Source organism: Micromonospora psammae, assembly GCF_036902725.1.
Taxonomy (GTDB): domain Bacteria; phylum Actinomycetota; class Actinomycetes; order Mycobacteriales; family Micromonosporaceae; genus Micromonospora.
On sequence record NZ_JBAKHM010000003.1, the window covers coordinates 212,121 to 232,864 of the forward strand.

16 protein-coding genes are annotated in these 20,744 nt (G+C 72.2%); 2 read left to right on the forward strand and 14 right to left on the reverse strand.

The window, feature by feature from the left end; translation table 11 throughout:
- Positions 1 to 3: 3 nt before the first annotated feature.
- Together V6U79_RS07155 and V6U79_RS07160 are read right to left on the reverse strand one after the other, a co-directional pair.
- Positions 4 to 705: an anti-sigma factor family protein gene (locus V6U79_RS07155; protein WP_334613996.1), complete on the reverse strand. Its 702-nt coding sequence runs from the start codon at positions 703 to 705 to the stop codon at positions 4 to 6.
- Positions 702 to 1,223, reverse strand: coding sequence for a sigma-70 family RNA polymerase sigma factor (locus V6U79_RS07160; protein ID WP_334530765.1), 522 nt, complete (start codon positions 1,221 to 1,223; stop codon positions 702 to 704). The genes V6U79_RS07155 and V6U79_RS07160 overlap by 4 nt, the downstream gene beginning before the upstream one ends.
- Before the next feature lie 225 nt (positions 1,224 to 1,448).
- Between V6U79_RS07160 and V6U79_RS07165 the strand changes: the two genes are divergently transcribed.
- On the forward strand, positions 1,449 to 3,566 hold the full coding sequence (locus tag V6U79_RS07165) for a PhoX family protein (protein WP_334613997.1): 2,118 nt from the start codon (positions 1,449 to 1,451) through the stop codon (positions 3,564 to 3,566).
- Positions 3,567 to 3,992: 426 nt separating this feature from the next.
- Here the strand turns inward: V6U79_RS07165 and V6U79_RS07170 are convergent, their stop codons facing one another.
- Entirely contained in the window at positions 3,993 to 4,775 is a 783-nt protein-coding gene (locus V6U79_RS07170; protein ID WP_334531123.1) for an IclR family transcriptional regulator, read from the reverse strand.
- Positions 4,776 to 4,932: 157 nt separating this feature from the next.
- Between V6U79_RS07170 and V6U79_RS07175 the strand changes: the two genes are divergently transcribed.
- Positions 4,933 to 6,123 carry an MFS transporter gene (locus tag V6U79_RS07175; RefSeq protein ID WP_334613998.1) on the forward strand — a complete coding sequence of 397 codons (1,191 nt, stop codon included), beginning with the start codon at positions 4,933 to 4,935 and terminating at the stop codon, positions 6,121 to 6,123.
- A 52-nt stretch (positions 6,124 to 6,175) separates the two neighbouring features.
- On the opposite strand, the gene V6U79_RS07180 is transcribed toward V6U79_RS07175, so the two are convergent.
- The 11 genes from V6U79_RS07180 to nuoE form a co-directional block, all read right to left on the reverse strand.
- A complete protein-coding gene (locus tag V6U79_RS07180) occupies positions 6,176 to 7,261 on the reverse strand; it encodes a polyprenyl synthetase family protein (protein ID WP_334614000.1) in 1,086 nt (361 codons plus the stop codon).
- Between the two features lie 91 nt (positions 7,262 to 7,352).
- Entirely contained in the window at positions 7,353 to 8,906 is a 1,554-nt protein-coding gene (gene nuoN, locus V6U79_RS07185; protein WP_334614002.1) for an NADH-quinone oxidoreductase subunit NuoN, read from the reverse strand.
- A 64-nt stretch (positions 8,907 to 8,970) separates the two neighbouring features.
- Positions 8,971 to 10,503: an NADH-quinone oxidoreductase subunit M gene (locus V6U79_RS07190; protein WP_334531112.1), complete on the reverse strand. Its 1,533-nt coding sequence runs from the start codon at positions 10,501 to 10,503 to the stop codon at positions 8,971 to 8,973.
- A 64-nt stretch (positions 10,504 to 10,567) separates the two neighbouring features.
- Entirely contained in the window at positions 10,568 to 12,526 is a 1,959-nt protein-coding gene (gene nuoL / locus V6U79_RS07195; protein WP_334531109.1) for an NADH-quinone oxidoreductase subunit L, read from the reverse strand.
- Positions 12,527 to 12,537: 11 nt separating this feature from the next.
- Positions 12,538 to 12,837, reverse strand: a complete 300-nt coding sequence (gene nuoK, locus V6U79_RS07200) for an NADH-quinone oxidoreductase subunit NuoK (RefSeq protein WP_088959269.1) — start codon at positions 12,835 to 12,837, stop codon at positions 12,538 to 12,540.
- Positions 12,838 to 12,955: 118 nt separating this feature from the next.
- Positions 12,956 to 13,726: an NADH-quinone oxidoreductase subunit J gene (locus V6U79_RS07205; protein ID WP_334531107.1), complete on the reverse strand. Its 771-nt coding sequence runs from the start codon at positions 13,724 to 13,726 to the stop codon at positions 12,956 to 12,958.
- Positions 13,723 to 14,376 carry an NADH-quinone oxidoreductase subunit NuoI gene (gene nuoI, locus V6U79_RS07210; protein ID WP_334531104.1) on the reverse strand — a complete coding sequence of 218 codons (654 nt, stop codon included), beginning with the start codon at positions 14,374 to 14,376 and terminating at the stop codon, positions 13,723 to 13,725. Before nuoI ends, V6U79_RS07205 begins: the two co-directional genes overlap by 4 nt.
- 1 nt (position 14,377) lies before the next feature.
- Complete coding sequence (gene nuoH / locus V6U79_RS07215; protein ID WP_334531101.1) at positions 14,378 to 15,733, reverse strand: NADH-quinone oxidoreductase subunit NuoH; 1,356 nt, start codon at positions 15,731 to 15,733, stop codon at positions 14,378 to 14,380.
- Positions 15,730 to 18,237 (reverse strand): NADH-quinone oxidoreductase subunit G, encoded by a 2,508-nt coding sequence (locus V6U79_RS07220; protein WP_334614004.1) that lies wholly within the window; start codon positions 18,235 to 18,237, stop codon positions 15,730 to 15,732. Before V6U79_RS07220 ends, nuoH begins: the two co-directional genes overlap by 4 nt.
- Positions 18,237 to 19,553, reverse strand: coding sequence for an NADH-quinone oxidoreductase subunit NuoF (nuoF, locus tag V6U79_RS07225; RefSeq protein WP_334531095.1), 1,317 nt, complete (start codon positions 19,551 to 19,553; stop codon positions 18,237 to 18,239). Before nuoF ends, V6U79_RS07220 begins: the two co-directional genes overlap by 1 nt.
- Positions 19,550 to 20,707 carry an NADH-quinone oxidoreductase subunit NuoE gene (gene nuoE, locus V6U79_RS07230; protein WP_334614005.1) on the reverse strand — a complete coding sequence of 386 codons (1,158 nt, stop codon included), beginning with the start codon at positions 20,705 to 20,707 and terminating at the stop codon, positions 19,550 to 19,552. Before nuoE ends, nuoF begins: the two co-directional genes overlap by 4 nt.
- Between the last annotated feature and the right edge of the window lie 37 nt (positions 20,708 to 20,744).

A 20,744-nucleotide genomic window follows, 5' to 3' on the forward strand; every position in this document is an offset into this window, starting at 1 on the left:
GGGTCAGCGGACGTCGTAGCCGAGCAGCGCGGTGCCGTCGGCGCGGACCAGCTCCAGGCGGACCAGCTCCGCGTCGGTGAAGCGGGTCGCTCCACTGAGCCGTACGTCGTCACCGGGGGCCGCCAGCCACGAGCCGATCTGCTCCGTCGCCCCGTCCGGCCCGTGCGCCACCAGCCGGAACGTGTACGCCTTGCCGTAGCCGGCGGTCGCGTCGTACCCGCAGCGCATGGTGACCTCGGTGCCCCAGTCGGTGCCGGTCAGCCCGATGTCGGCGTGCACCGGCACCTTCGCCGCCACCGGCTGCATGGCCACCATGCGGACCGCCTGCGCGGTCGGCGCGGGCGGCGGCGCAGCGGGGCGCAGCAGGGACGCCCCACCGGCCCCCACCACCAGGGCGAACGCGGCGGCGACCAGCGCGGTCAGGGCGTACCGCCCGCGGGTGGCGGACCGCTCGCGGCGGCGGCGCCGCCGGGCGGCGTCGAGCAGCGCGGGCACCGGGCTGTGCTGGGGCGGCGGCGGAAGGAACTCGTCCAGGGCGGCCGGGTCGAGCCGGCCGAGCAGCCCGGGCAGCACGGCGACCTCGGCAACCGCCTCGCGGCAGCCGGCGCAGCCGGCCAGGTGCCGCTCGTAGGCGGCGCGGTCGGCGGGGGCGAGGGCACCCAGGACGTACGCGCCGTCGTCGTGCGCGAACTCGCAGCGGGTCATCCGGTCACCCCCATCTCGGCCAGGACCAAACGTAGTGAGCGCAACGCGTAGTGGGTGCGGGACTTGACGGTGCCCGGCGGCACGCCCAGTCTCGCGGCGGCCTCGGCCACCGAACGGCCCTGGTAGAAGCACTCGACCAGCACCTCCCGGTGGGTCGGGGTGAGCCGGTTCAACGCCTCCGCGACGGTCCACGCCTCCACCGCGCGCTCCGCTTCGTCGACCGCCTCCGGCGGCTCGGGCAGCTCGTCGGTGAACACCTCACCGACCCGGGTCGACCGGCGTCGCCAGGCGTCGATCGCCAGGTTCCGCGCGGTGGTGAAGAGCCAGGCACGGACCGAGCCGCGCCGGGGGTCCAGCGACTCCGGGTGCCGCCAGGCCCGCAGCAGGGTCTCCTGCACCAGGTCCTCGGCCCGGGTGCGGTCACCGTTGACCAGCCGGAGGGCGTGCGCGTACAGCGCCTCCGCGTGCTCGTCGTGCAGCGCGCGCAGCAGTTGGGCGTCGTGGTCGCTGATGGCGATCCCCTCGCTCTCCGGGGCGAGTCCGGCGAAGTGCGTTCGCCCGTGGATACGCGCGGTGACCCGGTTCGGTTCACCGGTGGTCGGGCCGGACGCCGCGGCCGCAGCTGTTCACATTCACGTAACGCCCCGTCCGGCGGGCGCTCACCCCGCCCTGGCAGCGTCCGGCCGGTACGCACGTCGGCGGTGCCGGTGTGCTCCCCACCTGCTTTCCAGGAGGCTCCTTCCATGAGCGACCGTCCCCGGCTGCTCCCGCTGCTCGGTGCCACCCGGCACGGCAGCCGTGATGCGATGACCTGTCTGTACCGGTGCGGCAACGCCTGTGACCACCCCGTTCCCAACACCTCCGACAACACGTACTTCGGCGACCTGGTGCAGACCGAGGTGTCGCGACGCGGGGTGGTCCGGGCCGGCGCGGTCGGCGCGCTCGTGCTCGGCTTCGGCGGGGCGGCCGCCGGCGCCCTGGCCGGCGCCGGCCCGGCCGCCGCCGCGCCGGTCGTACCCGAGGTGACCGGCCCCGCCCGGCCGCGGCCCTCGGCCGGTTCCGGCGCGCTGACCTTCCGGCCGATCCCGCCGAACCAGCTCGACACCCTGGTCGTCCCCAACGGGTACGACCACGCGGTGGTCATCCGCTGGGGCGACCCGGTCGTGCCGGGGGCGCCGGAGTTCGACCTGCACGGGCAGAACGCCGCCGCCCAGTCGAAGCAGTTCGGCTACAACAACGACTTCGTCGGGGTGCTGCCGCTGGACCGGCGCGGCCGGCGGGCGCTGCTCGTGGTCAACCACGAGTACACCAACGAGGACCTCATGTTCCCGGGCTTCACCGGGCTGGACGCGCTGACCGTCGAGCAGGTGCGCACGGCGATGGCCGCGCACGGCATGTCGGTGGTGGAGCTGGAGCGCGTCGACGGCACCGGGCGGTGGCGTCCGGTCGGCCACGGCCGCCGGCCGTACAACCGGCGGGTGACCGCGCTGGGCACGAAGTTCGAGCTGACCGGCCCCGCCGCCGGCTCGGCCTGGCTGCGCACCGCCGCCGACCCGAAGGGCCGTACGGTGGTCGGCACGCTGAACAACTGCGCCGGCGGGGTGACCCCCTGGGGCACGGTCCTCTCCGGCGAGGAGAACTTCAACCAGTACTTCGTCGGCGGCGACGCCGCCCCGGAGGAGCTGAAGCCGAAGCTGGCCCGGTACGGCATCACCACCACCGCCCGGTACCCGAGCGGAAGCCGGAAGTGGGAGCGGGCCGACGAGCGCTTCGACCTGGCGAAGCACCCGAACGAGGCACACCGGTTCGGGTGGATCGTGGAGATCGACCCGTTCGATCCGGAGAGCCGGCCGCGCAAGCACACCGCGCTGGGCCGGTTCAAGCACGAGGGCGCCAACGTCATCGTGGCCCGCAGCGGGCACGTGGTCGCGTACATGGGCGACGACGAGCGCTTCGACTACCTCTACAAGTTCGTCTCGGACCGGAAGTTCATGCCGGGCGACTCGTGGGTGGCCCGCCGGCACAACCTGACCCTGCTGGAGTCGGGCACCCTCTACGTCGCCCAGTTCGGGCAGACCAGCGCCGCCGAGATCGACGGCTCCGGCAAGCTCCCCGTTGACGGCGCGTTCAACGGCGCCGGCCGGTGGATCAGACTGGTCAGCGGCAACCGCTCGTACGTCGACGGGATGACCGCCGCGGACGTGCTCACCTTCACCCGGCTCGCCGGGGACCAGGTCGGCGCGACCAAGATGGACCGCCCGGAGGACGTCGAGCCGAGCCTGCACACCGGCAAGGTGTACGTGGCGCTGACCAACAACACCGACCGGGGCAAGCCCGGCAAGGCCCCGGCCGACGAGGCCAACCCGCGCAACCTCAACAAGCACGGCCAGATCCTGGAGCTGGTCGAGGAGCGGGGCGACCACACCGCCGAGACCTTCGCCTGGTCGCTGCCGATCGTCGCCGGTGACCCGGCCGACCCGTCGACCTACTTCGCCGGGTACGACAAGACCAAGGTCTCGCCGGTCTCCTGCCCGGACAACGTCGCCTTCGACGCCACCGGCAACCTCTGGATCTCCACCGACGGCAACGCGCTCGGCAGCAACGACGGCCTCTTCGCCACCGCCGTCGAGGGGCCGGAGCGGGGGCACCTGAAGCAGTTCCTGACCGTGCCGCTCGGCGCGGAGGCCTGCGGTCCGTTCATCACCGGTGACAACCGCTCGGTCTTCGTCGCCGTGCAGCACCCGGGAGAGATCACCGGCGCCACCGTGGAGAAGCCGGCGTCGACCTGGCCGGACGGCGACTACGCCAAGCCGGGCGTGGTGGTCACCTGGCGACTGGACGGCGGCCCGATCGGCAGCTGACGTCACCCCGTGCGGTCCGGCGCTGGACCGCCCCGAAGGGCCCCGCTCCCGGCCAGGGAGGGGGCCCTTCGGCGTGGCGTGCCGCTCGGGCCGCCCGGGCCGCCCGGGCCGCCCGGGCCGCCCGGGCCGCTCGGGCCGCCCGGGCCGCTCGGGCCGCCCGGGCCGCTCGGGATCATGTTGTGTTCGAGCGTGATACCTGAGAGGCATATTGATACCTGAGAGGCATCACGCTCATCAGGAAACGACCCCGGACGACGGTCACGCTTCGACACCGCCACCCGGGACCATCGCGTTCCGCAGAAGGCGCACGGGTGCCGAGCCGCATGAGTGCCAAGCCGAGGCCCCAAGCCGCTTCCGGGGCCAGGCAGGGCCGGGGCAGGGCGTGGGCCGGACCGGATCGGGCACGGCCGGAGCCCGCCGGAGGGGTCAGGCGTCGGCGGCGATGCCGTCGGCGACCGCGCGGGCGGCGGTGAGCAGCTTGGCCCGGACCACCCGGGCGGAGGTCATCATCTCGCTCGCGGGCAGCGCGCAGGCCAGCACCACCCGGCGCTCCATGTCCTTGTCCGGTGAGACCAGCACGGCCGCGCAGGCGACGCCCTGGCGGAACTGCCCCAGCTCCAACTGCATGCCCCGCCGGTCCCCGGCGGCCAGGTCGGCCTCGAACGCCTCAACGCTGGTCAGGGTGGCGGTGGTGAACGGGCGCATGCCGTACTCGCGCAGGTAGCGGAAGCGCTGCTCGGCGGTGAGGGTCGCCAGCAGGCTCTTGCCGAGCGCGGTCGCGTGCGCCCCCTCGTCGAAGCCGGGGACCAGGTCCTCCAGGTACGGCGAGCGGGGGCCCTCGGCGACCGCGGTGATCGCCACCTGGCCGCCCACGAACCGGCCGAGGTAGTGGCTCCAGCCGGTGTCCGCGGCGGCCCGGCGCAGCGTCTCACCGACCGCGGGCGGCCCCCGGAAGGCGGTTACCAGTTCCCGGTACCGGTCGGCGACCTCCAGCCCGACGATGTACGTGCCGTCCTCCCGACGGATCACGTAGCCCTCGTAGGCCAGGGTGCGGACCAGGTGGTAGGTGGTCGCCACGGTCAACTCGCACCGGCGGGCGATCTGCTTGACGGTCAGCCCCTTGGGGGCACGACCGACCGACTCGAGCACGCGTAGCGCGCGGGAAACGCTCCGGATGAGATCCGAAGGCTCCGCCAGAGGGTCGCGCACAACCACCTCCGCCGCCGGGGGACTTACACCATATGAAAAACCACCCGGACGCGGAACGCCCGTTCGGGTCGAGAATGCCAGATCAGCCCCGTTCAGGCAGGTCGCCGTGAGACACGCCGCGGTGTCGGCAAGAGGACTCACGTAGGTTGGCCGGACGATGACCGACACCGCGCTCACCTCCCCGCCCCGCCAGCCGCCCGTCCCCCCGGTGCGGGCCGGCGTCGGCGCCATCGTGACCACCATCGCCAGCGTGCTGCCCGTGTTCCTGGTCGGCGGGCTCGCCGTGCAGATGGGCCAGGACCTCGACTTCTCCCCCGCCGGGCTGGGCCTGGCGGTGTCGGTCTACTTCGGCGTCAGCGCACTGGCCTCGGTGCCCTCCGGCCGGCTGGTGGAGCGCTACGGCCCGGCGGTGGTGGCCCGTGCCGGCATCCTGCTCGCCGCCGGTTGCCTCCTCGCCATCGCGGCGTTCGCCCGGTCGTACCCGGTGCTGGTGGTCCTGCTCGGGTTGAGCGCCGCGGCCAACGCGCTCGGCCAGCTCGCCAGCAACGCGGCGCTGGCCCGGCACGTCCCGGCCCGCCGGCAGGGGCTCTCCTTCGGGGTGAAGCAGGCGGCCATCCCGGTCTCCACGCTGCTGGCCGGCGCGGCCGTGCCGGCGATCGCGCTGACCGTGGGCTGGCGGTGGGCGTTCGTCGCCGCGGCGGTGGCCGCGCTGGCCGCGCTGGCCGCCGTACCCCCGGGGCAGGCCGGACCGGCCGGTCGGGCCGCGGCGGCGCGCGGCGAGCGGGCCACGGCGGCCCTGGTGGTGATCGGCGTCGCGGCGACCCTGGCCGCGGCGGCGGCGAACGCCCTGGGCACCTTCGTGGTCGACTCGTCGGTGGCGCGCGGCCTCGCGCCGGGGCCGGCCGGGTTGTTCCTGACCCTGGGCAGCGCGGTCTGCGTGACCGCGCGGATCGGCGCGGGCTGGCTCGCCGACCGGCGGGCCGACGGGCACGTCGCGGTGATCGCCGCGATGCTGGTGGTCGGCGCGGCCGGGCTGGCGCTGCTCGCCGTCGCCGGGACCGCGCCGCTGGTCGTGGGCGTGGTGCTCGGCTTCGGCCTGGGCTGGGCCTGGCCGGGGCTGATGAACTTCGCGGTGGTCCGGCTGCACCCGCAGGCCCCGGCCGCCGCCACGTCGATCACGCAGACCGGGGTGTACGCCGGCGGCTGTCTCGGCCCGCTCGGTCTCGGCACCACCGCCGCCGCGGTCGGCTACCCGACGATGTGGCTGACGGCCGCGCTGGCGATGCTGGCCGCCGCCGCCCTCATGCTCACCGGCAGCCGCATGCTCACCCGGGCTCCGGCCGGCTGACCGTCGGGTCGCCGGTGAGGCCGGTCGCGCCGGACGCCGTCAGCGGCGTGGGTCAGCTGGTGCGGTCGGCGATGTGGTCGCAGAGGGATTCGAGGGCGCGGCGGGCCGGGCTCTGCGGGAGCGGGGCGAGCTGGGCCCGGGCCTCCTCGGCGTGGCTGCGGACGGTCTCCCGGGCGCGCTTGAGCGCGGGGGACTCGCGGAGCAGACCGAGCGCCTCGGCGTGCAGCGCGTCGTCCACCAGCGGGCCGGTGGCCAGGATCTCCCGCAACCGCACCGAGGCGGCGTCGGAGTCGTCCGCGGCCTGGGCGTAGAGCACCGGCAGGGTGGGCACGCCCTCCCGCAGGTCGGTGCCGGGCGTCTTGCCCGACTGCACCGACTCGCTGGCGATGTCGAGCAGATCGTCGGAGAGCTGGAACGCCACGCCGATGGTCTCGCCGTACCCGGCGAGGGCCTCGATGTGCTCGGCGGACGCGCCGGAGAACATGCCGCCGAAGCGGGCCGAGGTGGCGATCAGCGAGCCGGTCTTCTCCGCGATCACGTGCAGGTAGTGGGCGACCGGGTCCTCGCCGTCGCGGGGACCGACGGTCTCCGCGATCTGGCCGTGCACCAGCCGGGCGAAGGTGCGCGCCTGCAGCCGTACGGCCTCGGTGCCCAGGTCGGCGGCGATGTCCGCGGCGCGGGCGAAGAGATAGTCGCCGACCAGGATCGCCACCGAGTTCGTCCAGCGGGAGTTGGCGCTGGGGGCGCCCCGCCGCACGGCGGCCTCGTCCATCACGTCGTCGTGGTACAGCGTCGCCAAGTGGGTGAGCTCCATCACCACCGCCGCCGGGACGACCTGCGCGGCGGCCGGGTCACCGAACTGGGCGCCGAGCGCCACCAGCAGCGGCCGGAACCGCTTGCCGCCGGCCTCGACGAGGTGCCGGGCCGCCTCGGTCACGAACGGGTCGGCGCTGGCCACGCTGCCCCGCAACTCGACCTCGACGGTGTCGAGCAGACCCAGCACGGAGGCCTCGACCCGAGGGTCGGCGAGGTAGACGCCGAGCGCGCCGACCTGACTCGTGCCCGCCCGGCTCCGACGACCACCGGAGCCGACGGCACCTGAACGCTCGTCCGCCGGAATCACCACGCCATCAACCATGCCACACCCGTTCGACCTGCTCGGGGCCGGGGATACGGCTGCGGGGCCGGCGCGCGTCCGCGCACCGGCCCCGCAGCCCACCTCAAGTGGATCATCGGACGAACGCGGCGGCCTCGTTCGCCAGGTCGAGCAGCGGCGCCGGCGCCACACCCAGCACCAGGGTGGCCGCCACGCCGATCGTGAGCGCCGTCGCGGTCAGCCCGCCCGGCACCGTGACGGTCGGGGTGGCCTCGCCCGGCTCGGAGAGCCACATCATCACCACGACCCGCAGGTACGGGAAGGCCAGCACCATGCTGGTCAGCACGCCGGCCACCACCAGCCAGGCGTGCCCGCTCTCGAGCGCCGGCCCGAAGACGGCGAACTTGCTGGTGAAGCCGCTGGTCAGCGGGATACCGGCGAAGGCCAGCAGGATGAAGGTGAAGACCGCCGCGTAGAACGGCGAGCGGCGGCCCAGCCCGGCCCAACGGGACAGGTGGGTGGCCTCCCCGTCGGCGTCCCGGACCAGCGTCACCACGGCGAACGCGGCGAGCACCGTGAAGCCGTACGCGGCCAGGTAGAACATCGTGCCGGAGATGCCCGCGCTGCTCGGGGCGAGCACCCCGACGAGCAGGTAACCGGCGTTGGCGATGGACGAGTAGGCCAGCAGCCGCTTGATGTCGGTCTGGGTGACCGCGAGCACGGCGCCGACCAGCATGGTCAGCACCGCCACCACGCCGAGGACCGGGGTGAAGTCCCAGGCCGCGTCGGCGAACGCCACGTGGAACACCCGCAGCAGGGCGCCGAACGCGGCGACCTTGGTGCAGGCCGCCATGAAGCCGGTGACCGGCGTCGGGGCGCCCTGGTAGACGTCCGGCGTCCAGACGTGGAACGGCGCGGCGGCGGCCTTGAAGAGCAGTCCGATGGCGAGCATCGCCATGCCGGCGAAGAGCAGCACCTCGCTGGCGGGCGACTCGCCGACCGCCGCGTGCACGGTGGCGAAGTCGACGCCGGCGGACCGGCCCGGGATGCCGGCGGTGAAGCCGTACACCAGCGCCACACCGAACAGGAAGAACGCCGACGCGTACGCCCCGAGCAGGAAGTACTTCATCGCCGCTTCCTGGCTGAGCAGCCGCCGGCGACGGGCCAGCGCGCAGAGCAGGTACAGCGGCAGCGAGAAGACCTCGAGCGCAATGAACATGGTCAGCAGGTCGTTCGCCGCCACGAAGATCAGCATGCCGCCGATGGCGAAGGTGGTCAGCGGGTAGACCTCGGTCGCGCCGTTGTTCCCCTCGGCCTGTCGCCGGTCGTCGGCCGACTCGGCGGTGACCGCGGCCTGGGCGACGAACGCGCCGCCACGCTCCACCGAACGCTCACCGATGAGCAGCAGCGCCATCGCGGCGAGCACCAGGATCGCGCCCTGGAGGAAGAGCGTCGGCCCGTCCACCGCGATCGCCCCACCGACGGTGATCAGCCGGTCGCCGGCGTTCAGCACCACCATCACCAGCGCGGCGAGCACCGCCAGCAGCGCGATCGACAGCTGCACCAGGTGACGGCGCCGGCGCGGCACGAAGGCCTCGACCAGCACGCCGACCAGGGCGGCGCCGAGCATGATCAGGATCGGAGCGAGCGCCGCGTAGTCGATCGACGGCAACTTCAGCTCGGTCATTGCAGATGCCGCCTTTCGTTCGCGACTGCGGGACTCACTCGCTGCGCTCGTTCATTCCTCGCGCTCACTGCTGAGCCTCCTGGACGCTGCCGACCGTCGGGGCGGGATCGGTCCGGCCGACGTCGTTCATGGTCGCCTGGACGGCGGGGTTGATGACGTCGGTGACCGGCTTGGGATAGAAGCCGAGCAGCACGATCAGGGCGATCAGCGGGGCGACCACGACCTTCTCGCGCAGGCTGAGGTCGCGGCGCATGCCCTCCACCTCGGTCAGCTCCGGGTTGAGGGTGCCCTGCGTGGTGCGCTGCACCATCCAGAGCACGTACGCGGCGGCCAGGATGATGCCCAGGGTGGCGATCACCGCGACCGGCTTGTTCACCGTGAAGGTGCCGATCAGCACCAGGAACTCCGAGACGAACGGCGCGGTGCCGGGCAGCGCCAGCGACGCCAGGCCGGCGAAGAAGAGCACGCCGGCCAGGAGCGGCACCAGCTTGCCGGCGCCGCCGTAGTCCTTGATCAGGGCGGAGCCGCGGCGGGCGATCAGCATGCCCACCACCAGGAAGAGCAGGCCGGTGGCGAGGCCGTGGTTGAGCATGTAGAGCACCGCGCCGGTGCCGGCCTGGGTGGTGAACGCGAAGATGCCGACCCCGATGAACCCGAAGTGGGCGATCGAGGTGTACGACACCAGGCGCTTCAGATCGGACTGGCCGACCGCCAGCAGCGCCGCGTAGATGATGCCGATCAGGCCGAGCGCCAGCGCCCAGGGGGCGAACCACCTCGACGCCTCGGGGAAGAGCGGCAGGCAGTAGCGCAGGATGCCGAAGGTGCCGACCTTGTCCAGCACGCCGACCAGCAGGGCGGCCGCGCCGGCCGGGGCGGCCCCACCGGCGTCCGGCAGCCAGGTGTGGAACGGGAAGAACGGCGCCTTGATCGCGAAGGCGAGGAAGAAGCCGAGGAAGAGCCAGCGCTCGGTCCCGTTGGAGATGTCCACCTCGGTCAGCGCCTGCCAGTCGAAGGTCTTGCCGCCGACGACCCAGAGGCCGATCACCGCGGCGAGCATGAAGAGCCCGCCGACGAGCGAGTAGAGGAAGAACTTCACCGCCGCGTACTGCCGCTGGTGGCCGCCGTAGCTGCCGATCAGGAAGTACATCGGCACCAGCATGACCTCGAAGAACACGTAGAACAGGAAGACGTCGGCGGCGGCGAAGACGCCGATCATCGTGCTCTCGAGGACGAGCAGCAGGGCGAAGTAGACCGGCACCGAGCGCTTCGACGACTCGGCGTCGTGCCAGGACGCCAGGATCACCAGCGGCACCAGCACCGCGATCAGCATCAGCATGACCAGCGCGATGCCGTCGGCCGCGAAGGTGAAGTTGACCCCCCAGGTGGGGATCCACGGGTACGACTCATGGAACTGGAGCCGGTGGCCGCCCGCGGAGAACGACATCCACATGACGACGGAGAGCACCAGCACCAGCAGTGACCAGCCGAAGGCGAACTGCTTGGCCAGCTCGGGCCGGCGACGCGGCAGGAGGGCCACCACCAGGGCGCCGACCAGCGGCGCCACGGTCAGCACCGAGAGGAACGGGAAGTTGGACATTATTCGGCCTTACCTCCGTCGTCACTGCGTGGTCCGCCGGCGGGGGCGGGCGTGTTGAGGTCGATCACGCCAGCCACCCCGCCTGCACTGCCAGGAACGCCGCCACCACGAGCACCGCGCCGGTGAGGATGGAGGTCGCGTACGACCGGACGAAGCCGGTCTGCAGCCGCCGGAGCCGGCCGGAGCCACCGCCGACCGCCGCGGCGAGGCCGTTGACCAGCCCGTCGACGCCCCGGTTGTCGAGGAAGACGAGCGCCCGGGTGAGGAAGATGCCCGGCTTCTCGAAGACCGCCTCGTTGAAGGCGTCGGTGTAGAGGTTGCGCCGGGCGGCGGTCACCAGCACCCCGGCCGGCTGCGGCGCGGTGGCCGTGCCGTTGCGGAACAGCGCCCAGGCGAGCCCGGCGCCGAGCACGGTGACCACCAGCGACAGCACGGTGAGCAGCCAGTGCGGGAGGACCGACGCGTGCGCCGCCTCCTCGACGCCCAGGCCGGCGGTGGCGGTCAGCCAGTCCGGGACCGAGGTGGCGAGCAGGAAGCCGGCCCCGACCGAGCCGATCGCCAGCAGGATCAGCGGGATGGTCATCAGCTTCGGCGACTCGTGCGGGTGCTCGATCTCGTCGGTCCACCGCTTCGGGCCGTGGAAGGTGAGCACGAAGAGCCGGGTCATGTAGAAGGCGGTGAGCCCGGCGCCGAGCAGCGCGGCACCCCCGAAGAGCCAGGCCGTCCAGCCCTCCCGCTCGAAGGCGGCCACGATGATCGGCTCCTTGGAGAAGAAGCCGGAGAACGGGAACATGCCGATGATGGCGAGCCAACCCATCATGAAGGTGATCCAGGTGACCTTCATGTACTTCGACAGCCCGCCGAAGCGGCGGATGTCGACCTGGTCGTTCATCCCGTGCATGACCGAGCCGGCGCCGAGGAACATGTTGGCCTTGAAGAACCCGTGCGCCAGCAGGTGCACGATGGCCAGCGCGTACGCCGCGCCGCCCAGGCCGACGCCGAGGAACATGTAGCCGATCTGGCTCACCGTCGACCAGGCCAGCACCCGCTTGATGTCGTCCTTGGCGGCGCCGATGACGCAGCCCATCAGCAGGGTCAGCGCGCCGACGCTCACCACGACGAGCTGGAGCGTCGCGTTGGCCGAGAAGATCGGGTTGGACCGGGCGATCAGGTAGACGCCCGCGGTGACCATGGTCGCGGCGTGGATGAGCGCCGACACCGGGGTCGGGCCCTCCATCGCGTCCGGCAGCCAGGCCTGGAGCGGGAACTGGCCGGACTTGCCGGCCGCGCCGAGCAGCAGCAGCAGGCCCAGCACCAGCACGGTGCCGGCCTGGAGCGCGCCGACGCCGTTGAAGACCTCGTCGTACTGGGTGGTGCCGAGGGTGGCGAACATGATGAAGATGCCGATCGCCAGGCCGGCGTCGCCGACCCGGTTCATCAGGAACGCCTTCTTGCCGGCGGTGGCCGCGCTCGGCCGCCCGTACCAGAAGGAGATCAGCAGGTACGACGCCAGACCGACGCCCTCCCAGCCGAAGTAGAGCATCACGTAGTTGTTGCCGAGCACCAGCAGCAGCATCGCGGCGACGAAGAGGTTGAAGTACGCGAAGAACCGTCGCCGGCCCTCGTCGTGCGCCATGTACTCGACCGCGTAGAGGTGGATCAGGAAGCCCACCCCGGTGATCAGCAGGACGAAGACCGCGGCCAGCGGGTCGAAGAGCAGACCGAAGTCCACCCTCAGGCCGCCGACCGCGATGAAGTCCCAGAGACTCAGCTCGACGGACTTGTTCTCCAAGCCGCGGAGCTGGAAGAAGGAGCCGAGGCCGAGCACGAACGCGGCACCGATGGCGGCCACGCCCAGCCAGTGCCCCCAGCGGTCGGCCCGCCGGCCGAGCAGCAGCAGGACCGCCGCACTGACCAGCGGGATCGCCACCAGCAGCCAGACGGCGCTCAGCAGCCCACCCGCCGTCGCGTAGGCGACGGTTCCCACCGGCTCAGCCGGGGCGTTCGTCAGAATCTCTCCCACCGCAGGACCCCTCAGTACTTCAGCAGGTTGGCGTCGTCGACGCTCGCGGAGCGCCGGGTCCGGAAGATCGACATGATGATCGCGAGCCCGACCACGACCTCGGCCGCGGCCACCACCATCACGAAGAACGCCATGATCTGGCCGTTGAGGTCACCGTTGATCCGGCTGAAGGTGACCAGCGTCAGGTTGGCCGCGTTGAGCATCAGCTCGACGCACATGAACAGCACGATCGCGTTGCGCCGCACGAGCACGCCGACCGCACCGATGGTGAAGAGCACCGCGGCGAGGATCAGGTAGTAGTCGGGCGTCATGCCTGAGCCAGCCTTTCGTTCGCGACTGCGGGGCTCCGCTTCGCTGCACTCCTCGCGCTCACCGGAGCCAGCCTTTCGTTCGCGACTGCGGGGCTCCGCTTCGCTGCACTCCTCGCGCTCACCGGTCCGTCCCCTTCAACGTGGTCTCCTCGGTGGTCAGCTCCCGCTGCGGAAGGATCGCCGGGGTGCTGCGGTCGGTCAGCCGGCCGTCGGGCAGGCGGGCCGGGGTGGCGACCGAGGAGGAGGTGGCGAAGACACCCGGGCCGGGCTTCGGGCCGGGGTAGTTGCCGGGGCGGAACCGGGCCTTCATGGTGGCGACCTGGTCCATCCGGTCCTCCTTGCGCCGCTCCACGTGCGCCAGCACCATCGCGCCGACGGCTGCGGTGATCAGCAGCGCGGAGGTCAGCTCGAAGGCGAAGACGTACTTGGTGAAGAGCAGCCGGGCGATGCCCTGCACGTTCCCTTCGGCGTTGGCCTGCTCCAGGCCGACCGTGGTGGTCCCGGCGAGCGCCCGGCGCAGGCCGGTGGCGACCAGGCCGGCGAAGCCGAGCCCGAGGACGACCGCGGCGACCCGCTGGCCGCGCAGCGTCTCGATCAGGGAGTCCGAGGCGTCCCGGCCGACCAGCATCAGTACGAAGAGGAAGAGCATCATGATCGCGCCGGTGTAGACGATGATCTGCACCATGCCGATGAACGGGCCGGCCTGGAGGACGTAGAACACGCCCAGGCAGAGCATGGTCAGCACCAGCCAGAGCGCCGAGTGCACGGCGTTGCGGGCCCAGACCATGCCGATCGCGCCGATCAGCGCCAGCGGGGCGAGGATCCAGAAGGTGACCTCCTCACCCCCGGGCACCTGGCCCGCCGCGGCGAGCACCGTCTGCGTGGTCATGCTCCGTCTCCCTTGCCCGCCGCGGATCCCGCGCCGGCCCGCTGTGCCGCCTGCTCGGCGCCGGGGAAGGTCACCCCGGGGTGCTCCTGCACCTGGTAGCGGCCCGGGTTGTTGACCGAGCGCTCGGCTCCGGCCGAGGTGCCCGGGTTGTCGAGCGCGCCGACGTAGTAGTCCTTCTCGCTGTCGCCCAGCCGCATCGGGTGCGGCGGCTGCTCCATCCCCGGCAGCAGCGGCGCGAGCAGCTGCTCCTTGGTGAAGATCAGGTCCTGCCGGTTGTCCCGGGCCAGCTCGTACTCGTTGCTCATGGTGAGCGAACGGGTCGGGCAGGCCTCGATGCAGAGCCCGCAGAAGATGCACCGGGCGTAGTTGATCTGGTAGACGCTGGCGTACCGCTCACCCGGTGAGAAGCGCTGCTCGTCGGTGTTGTCGCCGCCCTCGACGTAGATGGCGTCCGCCGGGCAGGCCCAGGCGCACAGCTCGCAGCCGATGCACTTCTCCAGGCCGTCCGGGTGCCGGTTGAGGATGTGCCGCCCGTGGTAGCGCGGCGCCGAGACCGGCGGCTTGAACGGGTAGTCGGTCGTGACGACCTTCCTGAACATGTGCGAGAAGGTGACACCGAATCCCTTGAACGTTCCGGTGATCGCGCCCACGTCACACCTCCCTGGAGTCCGAGCCGGCGGCGATGTTGGCCGGCTCCCGCTCGGCGACCACGCGCTTGGTGCGCGGGCTCGGTGGCACCTGAAGATCCATCGGCGGCAGCGGGAAGCTGCCGTGCGGCCGGCTGTCGGCCTGTTCCTGCAGGCTCGGCTTCGGCTGCGGCTTGCGGCTCGGCCAGAACAGCGTGGCGATCAGCAGCAGGCCGGCGGGGATCCCCACCGCGACCAGCTTGTCGGTGCGCTCCCAGTCCTCGATCGAGCGCAGGCCGGCGAGGACCAGGATCCAGACCAGGTTGATCGGGAGCAGGACCTTCCAACCGAAGCGCATGAACTGGTCGTAGCGCAGCCGGGGCAGGGTGCCCCGCAGCCAGACGAAGACGAAGACCAGGATCAGCACCTTGCCGAAGAACCAGAGCAGCGGCCACCAGCCGGAGTTGGCGCCGGCCCAGAAGGTGGTGATCGGCGCCGGGGCCCGCCAGCCGCCGAGGAAGAGCGTCGTGGTGACCGCGGACATGGTCACCATCGAGACGTACTCGGAGAGCATGAAGAGCGCGAACTTCAGCGAGCTGTACTCGGTCATGAAGCCGGCCACCAGCTCCGACTCCGCCTCGGGCAGGTCGAACGGCGCCCGGTTGGTCTCGCCGACGGTGGAGATGAAGAAGATGATGAAGCTGGGCAGCAGCAGGATCGCGTACCAGCCGGGGGCGGTGATCTGGCTGCCGAAGAAGTCCAGTTTGGTGCCGTCGGCTTGGGCGGCGACGATCCCGCTGGTGGACATCGTGCCGGCGGTCATGAAGACCGCCACGATGCTCAGGCCCATCGCGACCTCGTACGAGATCATCTGGGCGCTGGAGCGCAGGCCGCCGAGGAGCGGGTACGTCGAGCCGGAGGCCCAGCCGCCCAGCACGATGCCGTAGATGCCCATCGAGGAGCAGGCCAGCAGCACCAGCACCGCCACCGGCACGTCGGTGACCTGGAGCGGCGTCTGGTGGCCGAAGATGCTCACCATCGGGCCGAACGGCACCACCGACAGGGCGGTGACCGCGCAGATCACCGAGATGGTCGGCGCGAAGAAGTAGACGACCTTGTCCGCGGCCCGCGGCAGGATGTCCTCCTTGAAGGCCATCTTCAGGCCGTCGGCGAGGGTCTGCAGCAGACCGAACGGGCCGACCTGGTTGGGGCCGGGCCGGACCTGCATGTAGCCGACGACCCGCCGCTCGAACCAGACGCCGAGCAGCGTGGCGAGCAGGCCGAAGACGAACGCGAAGACGATCTTGCCGAGGACCAGCCACCACGGGTCCCGGCCGAAGTCGGCCAGCGTCGGGTCCTGCGCGAGGTAGAGCGCGCTCACTGGTTACCCCCAGCGTTGAGGAGCGGGCCCGGACGGTCGGCCTCGTCGGCCGCGACCCGACCGGCCGGGACGGCCGTGCCGGTGGCGGGGACGGAGATCCGTACGACCGCGCCGGACGTCGCGCCGAGGCTCCGCCGGACGGTCGAGCCGGGTGAATTGGTCGGCAGCCAGACGACACCGTCCGGCATCTCGGTGATCGCCGCGGGCAGGGTGACCGCGCCGCGGTCGGTGCCCACCGTGACCGGGTCGCCGTCGGCGACGCCGATCGCCTCGGCGGTGCCCTTGCCCAGCCGGACCACCGGCGGGCGGGCGGTACCGGCGAGGTGCTCGTCGCCGTCGGTGAGGCTGCCCAGGTCGATCAGCTGGTGCCAGGTGGCCAGCACGGCCTCGCCGGGCCCGGGCTGTCGGACGGCGGCCGGCTCGACCGTCGGGACGGCCGGTCGATCCACCCGGGTCGGCGGCAGCCCACCCAGCTCCCGGCGGATGCTGGTCACGTCACCGGTGCCGAGCCGGACGTCGAGCTGCGCGGCGAGCGCGTCCAGCACCCGGCCGTCGGTCATCGCGGCGGTCTTGAGCACCGCCTCGAAGGGGCGCAGCCGGCCCTCCCAGTCCAGGAAGCTGCCGGCCTTCTCGACCACCGGGGCGACCGGGAAGACCACGTCCGCCCGGCGGGCCACCGCCGAGTTGCGCAGCTCCAGGCTGACCAGGAACGGCACCGCGTCCAGGGCCGCCTCGGCCAGCCGAGGGTCGGCCAGGTCCGCCGGGTCCACACCGGCCACCACCAGGGCGCCGAGCTGGCCGTTCGCCGCCGCGGCGAGGATCTGGTCGGTGTCCCGGCCGGCCTGGCTGGGGATCACCCCGGCCGGGATGTCCCAGGTCTCGCCCAGCTCGGCGCGGGCGGCCGGCTCGGTGACCGGGCGTCCGCCGGGCAGCAGGTTCGGCAGGCAGCCGGTGTCGACCGCGCCCCGGTCACCCGCGCGCCGCGGCACCCAGGCCAGCTTCGCACCGGTACGCCGGGCGACGGCCGCGGCGGCGGAGAGCGCGCCCGGCACGCTGGCCAGCCGCTCGCCGACGAAGAGGATCGCCCCCTCAGCGCCGAGCGCCTCGGCCACCGTGTCGTGCTCGGCGAGCACGCTCGCCTCCTCGCCCGGCACCACCCGGGCCAGCTTGGCCCCGAGCTTCTCCAGGCCGCGGGTGGCGAACGGCGCGATCGCGTAGACCGTCAGCTTCTTCTTCAGGTACGCCTTGCGCAGCCGCAGGAAGAGGATCGGGCACTCCTCCTCCGGCTCCAAGCCGACGAGCACCACCGAGGACGCCTTCTCGACGTCCGCGTAGGTCACGTCGGTGATCCCGGCGACGGTGGCGGCCAGGAAGTCGGCCTCCTCGCGGGAGACCGGCCGGGCCCGGAAGTCGATGTCGTTGGTCTGCAGGGCGACCCGGGCGAACTTCGAGTACGCGTAGGCGTCCTCGACGGTCAGCCGGCCACCGGTCAGCACCGCGGTGCCCCGGCCGCCGTCCCGGGCGGCGCGCAGCCCTTCGGCGGCGCGGGTCAGCGCCTCGCTCCAGGACGCCTCGCGCAGCTCACCGGTGCGCTCGTCGCGGACCAGCGGAGTGCTGAGCCGGTCGAAGGCGCGGGTGTACTGGAAGCCCCACCGCCCCTTGTCGCAGTTCCACTCCTCGTTGACCGCCGGGTCGTCGCCGGCCAGCCGGCGCAGCACCTTGCCCCGCCGCCAGTCGGTGCGCTGGGCGCAGCCGGCCGAGCAGTGCTCGCAGACGCTCGGGCTGGAGACCAGGTCGAACGGGCGGGCGCGGAACCGGTACTGCGCTCCGGTGAGCGCGCCCACCGGGCAGATCTGCACGGTGTTGCCGGAGAAGTAGGAGTTGAACGGCACGTCGCCCGCGTCGCCCTCCTCGCCGTACTCCTCGTCCCGGTAGATGTTGATCTCCTCGGCGGAGGAGCGGCCCATCAGGTCGATGAACTTGTCGCCGGCGATCTCCTCGGAGAACCGGGTGCAGCGCTGGCAGAGCACGCAGCGTTCCCGGTCGAGCAGCACCTGGGTGCTGATCGGCAGCGGCTTGGGGTACTCCCGCTTGTGCTCGTGGAAGCGGGAGTCCGTCCGGCCGGTGGACATCGCCTGGTTCTGCAGTGGGCACTCGCCGCCCTTGTCGCACATCGGGCAGTCGAGCGGGTGGTTGAGCAGCAGCAGCTCCATGACCCCCTCCTGCGCCTTCTTGGCGACCGGCGAGGTGAGCTGGGTCCGTACCACCATGCCGTCGGCGACGGTCTGGGTGCAGGAGGCGACCGGCTTGCGCTGCCCCTCCACCTCCACCAGGCACTGCCGGCAGGCGCCGGCCGGGGCCAGCAGCGGGTGGTCGCAGAATCGCGGGATCTCGGTGCCCAGCTGCTCGGCGACCCGGATCAGCAGCGCGCCCTTCGGGGCGGTGACCTCGACGCCGTCGATGGTGAGCGTGACGGTTTCCGGGGCCTTGACGACATCGGTCATTAGTGGGCTCCCACCAACTGCTTGTCCGACAGCTTCGGCGCGGTACGTCCCTCGATGTAGTCGAGGTAGTCCTGCTTGAAGTACTTCAGCGACGAGGTCACCGAGCTGGTCGCACCGTCACCCAGGCCGCAGAACGAGCGGCCGAGGATGTTGTCGCAGGTGTCGAGCAGGGTGTCCAGGTCCTCGTGGGTGCCCTGGCCGGCGAGGATCCGCCGGTAGACCCGCACCATCCAGTAGTTGCCCTCGCGGCACGGGGTGCACTTGCCGCACGACTCGTGGTGGTAGAACTCCAGCCACCGGTAGGTCGCGTAGACCGGGCAGTCCTGGTCGGAGAAGATCTGGGTGGCCGTGGTGCCGAGGATCGACCCGGCCGCCGCCACCCCCTCGAAGTCCAGCGGCACGTCCAGGTGCTCGGCGGTGAGCAGCGGCGTCGACGAACCACCCGGGGTCCAGAACTTCAGGTTGTGCCCGGGCTGCATCCCGCCGGCCAGCTCGATCAGCTCGCGCAGGGTGATCCCCATCGAGCACTCGAACTGGCCCGGGTTGGCGATCCGGCCGGAGAGCGAGTAGATCATCGGCCCGGAGGACTTCTCCGTGCCCATGGTCTTCCACCAGTCCGCGCCGCCCAGGACGATGTACGGGACGCTGGCGATGGTGCCGACGTTGTTGACCACCGTCGGGCTGGCGTACAGGCCGTGGGTCGCCGGGAACGGCGGGCGCAGCCGGGGCTGGCCCCGGAAGCCCTCCAGCGAGTCCAGCAGCGCGGTCTCCTCACCGCAGATGTACGCCCCGGCCCCGGAGTGCACCACCAGATCCAGGTCGAACTTCGAGCCGAGGATGTTCCGGCCGAGGTAGCCCTTGGCGTACGCCTCCTCGATGGCGTTGCGCAGCCGCCGCGCGGCGTGCACCGCCTCGCCCCGGATGTAGATGTAGGCGCGGTTGGCCCGGATCGCGTACGACGCGATGATCACGCCCTCGACCAGCGAGTGCGGGTCGTGGGTCATCAGCGGCAGGTCCTTGCAGGTGCCCGGCTCGCCCTCGTCGGCGTTGACCACGAGGTAGTGCGGCTTGCCGTCACCCTGCGGGATGAACCCCCACTTGAGGCCGGTGGGGAAGCCGGCGCCGCCACGACCGCGCAGCCCGGAATCCTTGATCAGCTGGATCAGGTCGTCCGGGTGCGCCCGGAGCGCCTTGCGCAGCCCGGCGTAGCCGTCGAGCCGCTCGTAGGTGCCGATCCGCCAGGCGTCCGGCGAGAGCCAGCGCTTGGTGAGCACCGGGGTGAGCTTGGCCAGGGTCTCCGGCCGGGGAGTGGTCACTTCTGGGCCCCCGTCTCGCTGGCGACGGCGGGGCTCGCGCCACCGGCGTCCGCCGACGCTTCGTTGAGGTTGCGCTCCTGCGCGCCGGTGGAGTCACCGGCGGGCTTGCCGTCGCCGGCCGGCTCGTTGGCCGCCACGCCGGCGGCCTCCGCCTCCCGCGCGTCGCGCGGCGCCGGCGGCGCGGTGTCCGACGGGAGCTTGGTGCCCGGGGCGTCCGGCACGGCGGTGGCCGCGTCGGGCTGCCGGGTCTCGGCGGTACGCACCTGCGGCGACTTGTCGTCCGGCGCCTTCACGTCCGGCGCGGTGCTGCCGGTGGCCTGCTCCGGCTTCGCCGGCTCGCCGGCTCCGGCGTTGCCGGCCGGAGCGGTCGGGGCCGACGCGCCGTCGCCGCCCTTCGCGGCGACCGCGGCCGGAGCCGGCTTCGCGGCCTCGGTCTTCGCCTTCGCCTCGGCGGCGGCCAGGTCGGCCTCCGCCTTGCTGCGGATCGGCGTGTTCGGGTCGAAGCCGGGCACCGAGATGCCGTGCTGCTCGGCCAACCGCAGGCCGCGCAGGGTCGGCTCGCCCGGTCCGCCGTCGGCGACCGCGCCCTCGCGCGGGTCGGCGAAACCGGCGAGCTGGACCGCCATCTCCTTGAGAGTGCAGAGCCGCGCGCCCCGGGTCGGCATCGGCCGGCCGCCGGCGCGCAGCTCGTCGACGACCCCGACCGCGGCCTGCGGGTCGACGCGGTCGAAGAAGTCGTAGTTGACGGTCATCACCGGGCCGTAGTCGCACGCCGCCAGGCACTCGGCGTGCTCCAGGGTGATGGTCCCGTCGGCGGTGGTCTCGTCGTGCCCGACGCCGAGGTGCTCGGCGAGGGTGTCGTAGACCTCCTGGCCACCGAGCACGTTGCACATGGTGTTGGTGCAGACGCTGACCAGGAAGTCACCGGTCGGCTTGCGCTTGTACATGGTGTAGAAGGTGGCGACCGCCCCGACCTGGGCCTTGTTGAGCCCCAGCACCTCGGCGCAGAACTCGACACCGGCCGGGGAGACGTAGCCCTCCTCGGCCTGCACCAGGTGCAGCAGCGGCAGCAGCGCCGAGCGGGACCGGTCGGCCGGGTACCGGGCGATGATCTCCCGCGCCCGCTCCCGGGTCTGCTCAGTGAAAACACTCATCAGCGTCGCCTTCCGTTCGCGACTGCGGGGCTCGCAA

Coding starts and splice junctions, on each gene's coding strand:
- nuoK (WP_088959269.1), bottom strand. CDS start 12,837: ATGACGCCCGACTACTACCTGATCCTCGCCGCGGTGCTCTTCACCATC.
- V6U79_RS07175 (WP_334613998.1), top strand. CDS start 4,933: ATGACCGACACCGCGCTCACCTCCCCGCCCCGCCAGCCGCCCGTCCCC.
- V6U79_RS07190 (WP_334531112.1), bottom strand. CDS start 10,503: ATGTCCAACTTCCCGTTCCTCTCGGTGCTGACCGTGGCGCCGCTGGTC.
- V6U79_RS07205 (WP_334531107.1), bottom strand. CDS start 13,726: ATGACCACGCAGACGGTGCTCGCCGCGGCGGGCCAGGTGCCCGGGGGT.
- nuoN (WP_334614002.1), bottom strand. CDS start 8,906: ATGACCGAGCTGAAGTTGCCGTCGATCGACTACGCGGCGCTCGCTCCG.
- nuoE (WP_334614005.1), bottom strand. CDS start 20,707: ATGAGTGTTTTCACTGAGCAGACCCGGGAGCGGGCGCGGGAGATCATC.
- V6U79_RS07165 (WP_334613997.1), top strand. CDS start 1,449: ATGAGCGACCGTCCCCGGCTGCTCCCGCTGCTCGGTGCCACCCGGCAC.
- V6U79_RS07155 (WP_334613996.1), bottom strand. CDS start 705: ATGACCCGCTGCGAGTTCGCGCACGACGACGGCGCGTACGTCCTGGGT.
- V6U79_RS07220 (WP_334614004.1), bottom strand. CDS start 18,237: ATGACCGATGTCGTCAAGGCCCCGGAAACCGTCACGCTCACCATCGAC.
- V6U79_RS07180 (WP_334614000.1), bottom strand. CDS start 7,261: ATGGTTGATGGCGTGGTGATTCCGGCGGACGAGCGTTCAGGTGCCGTC.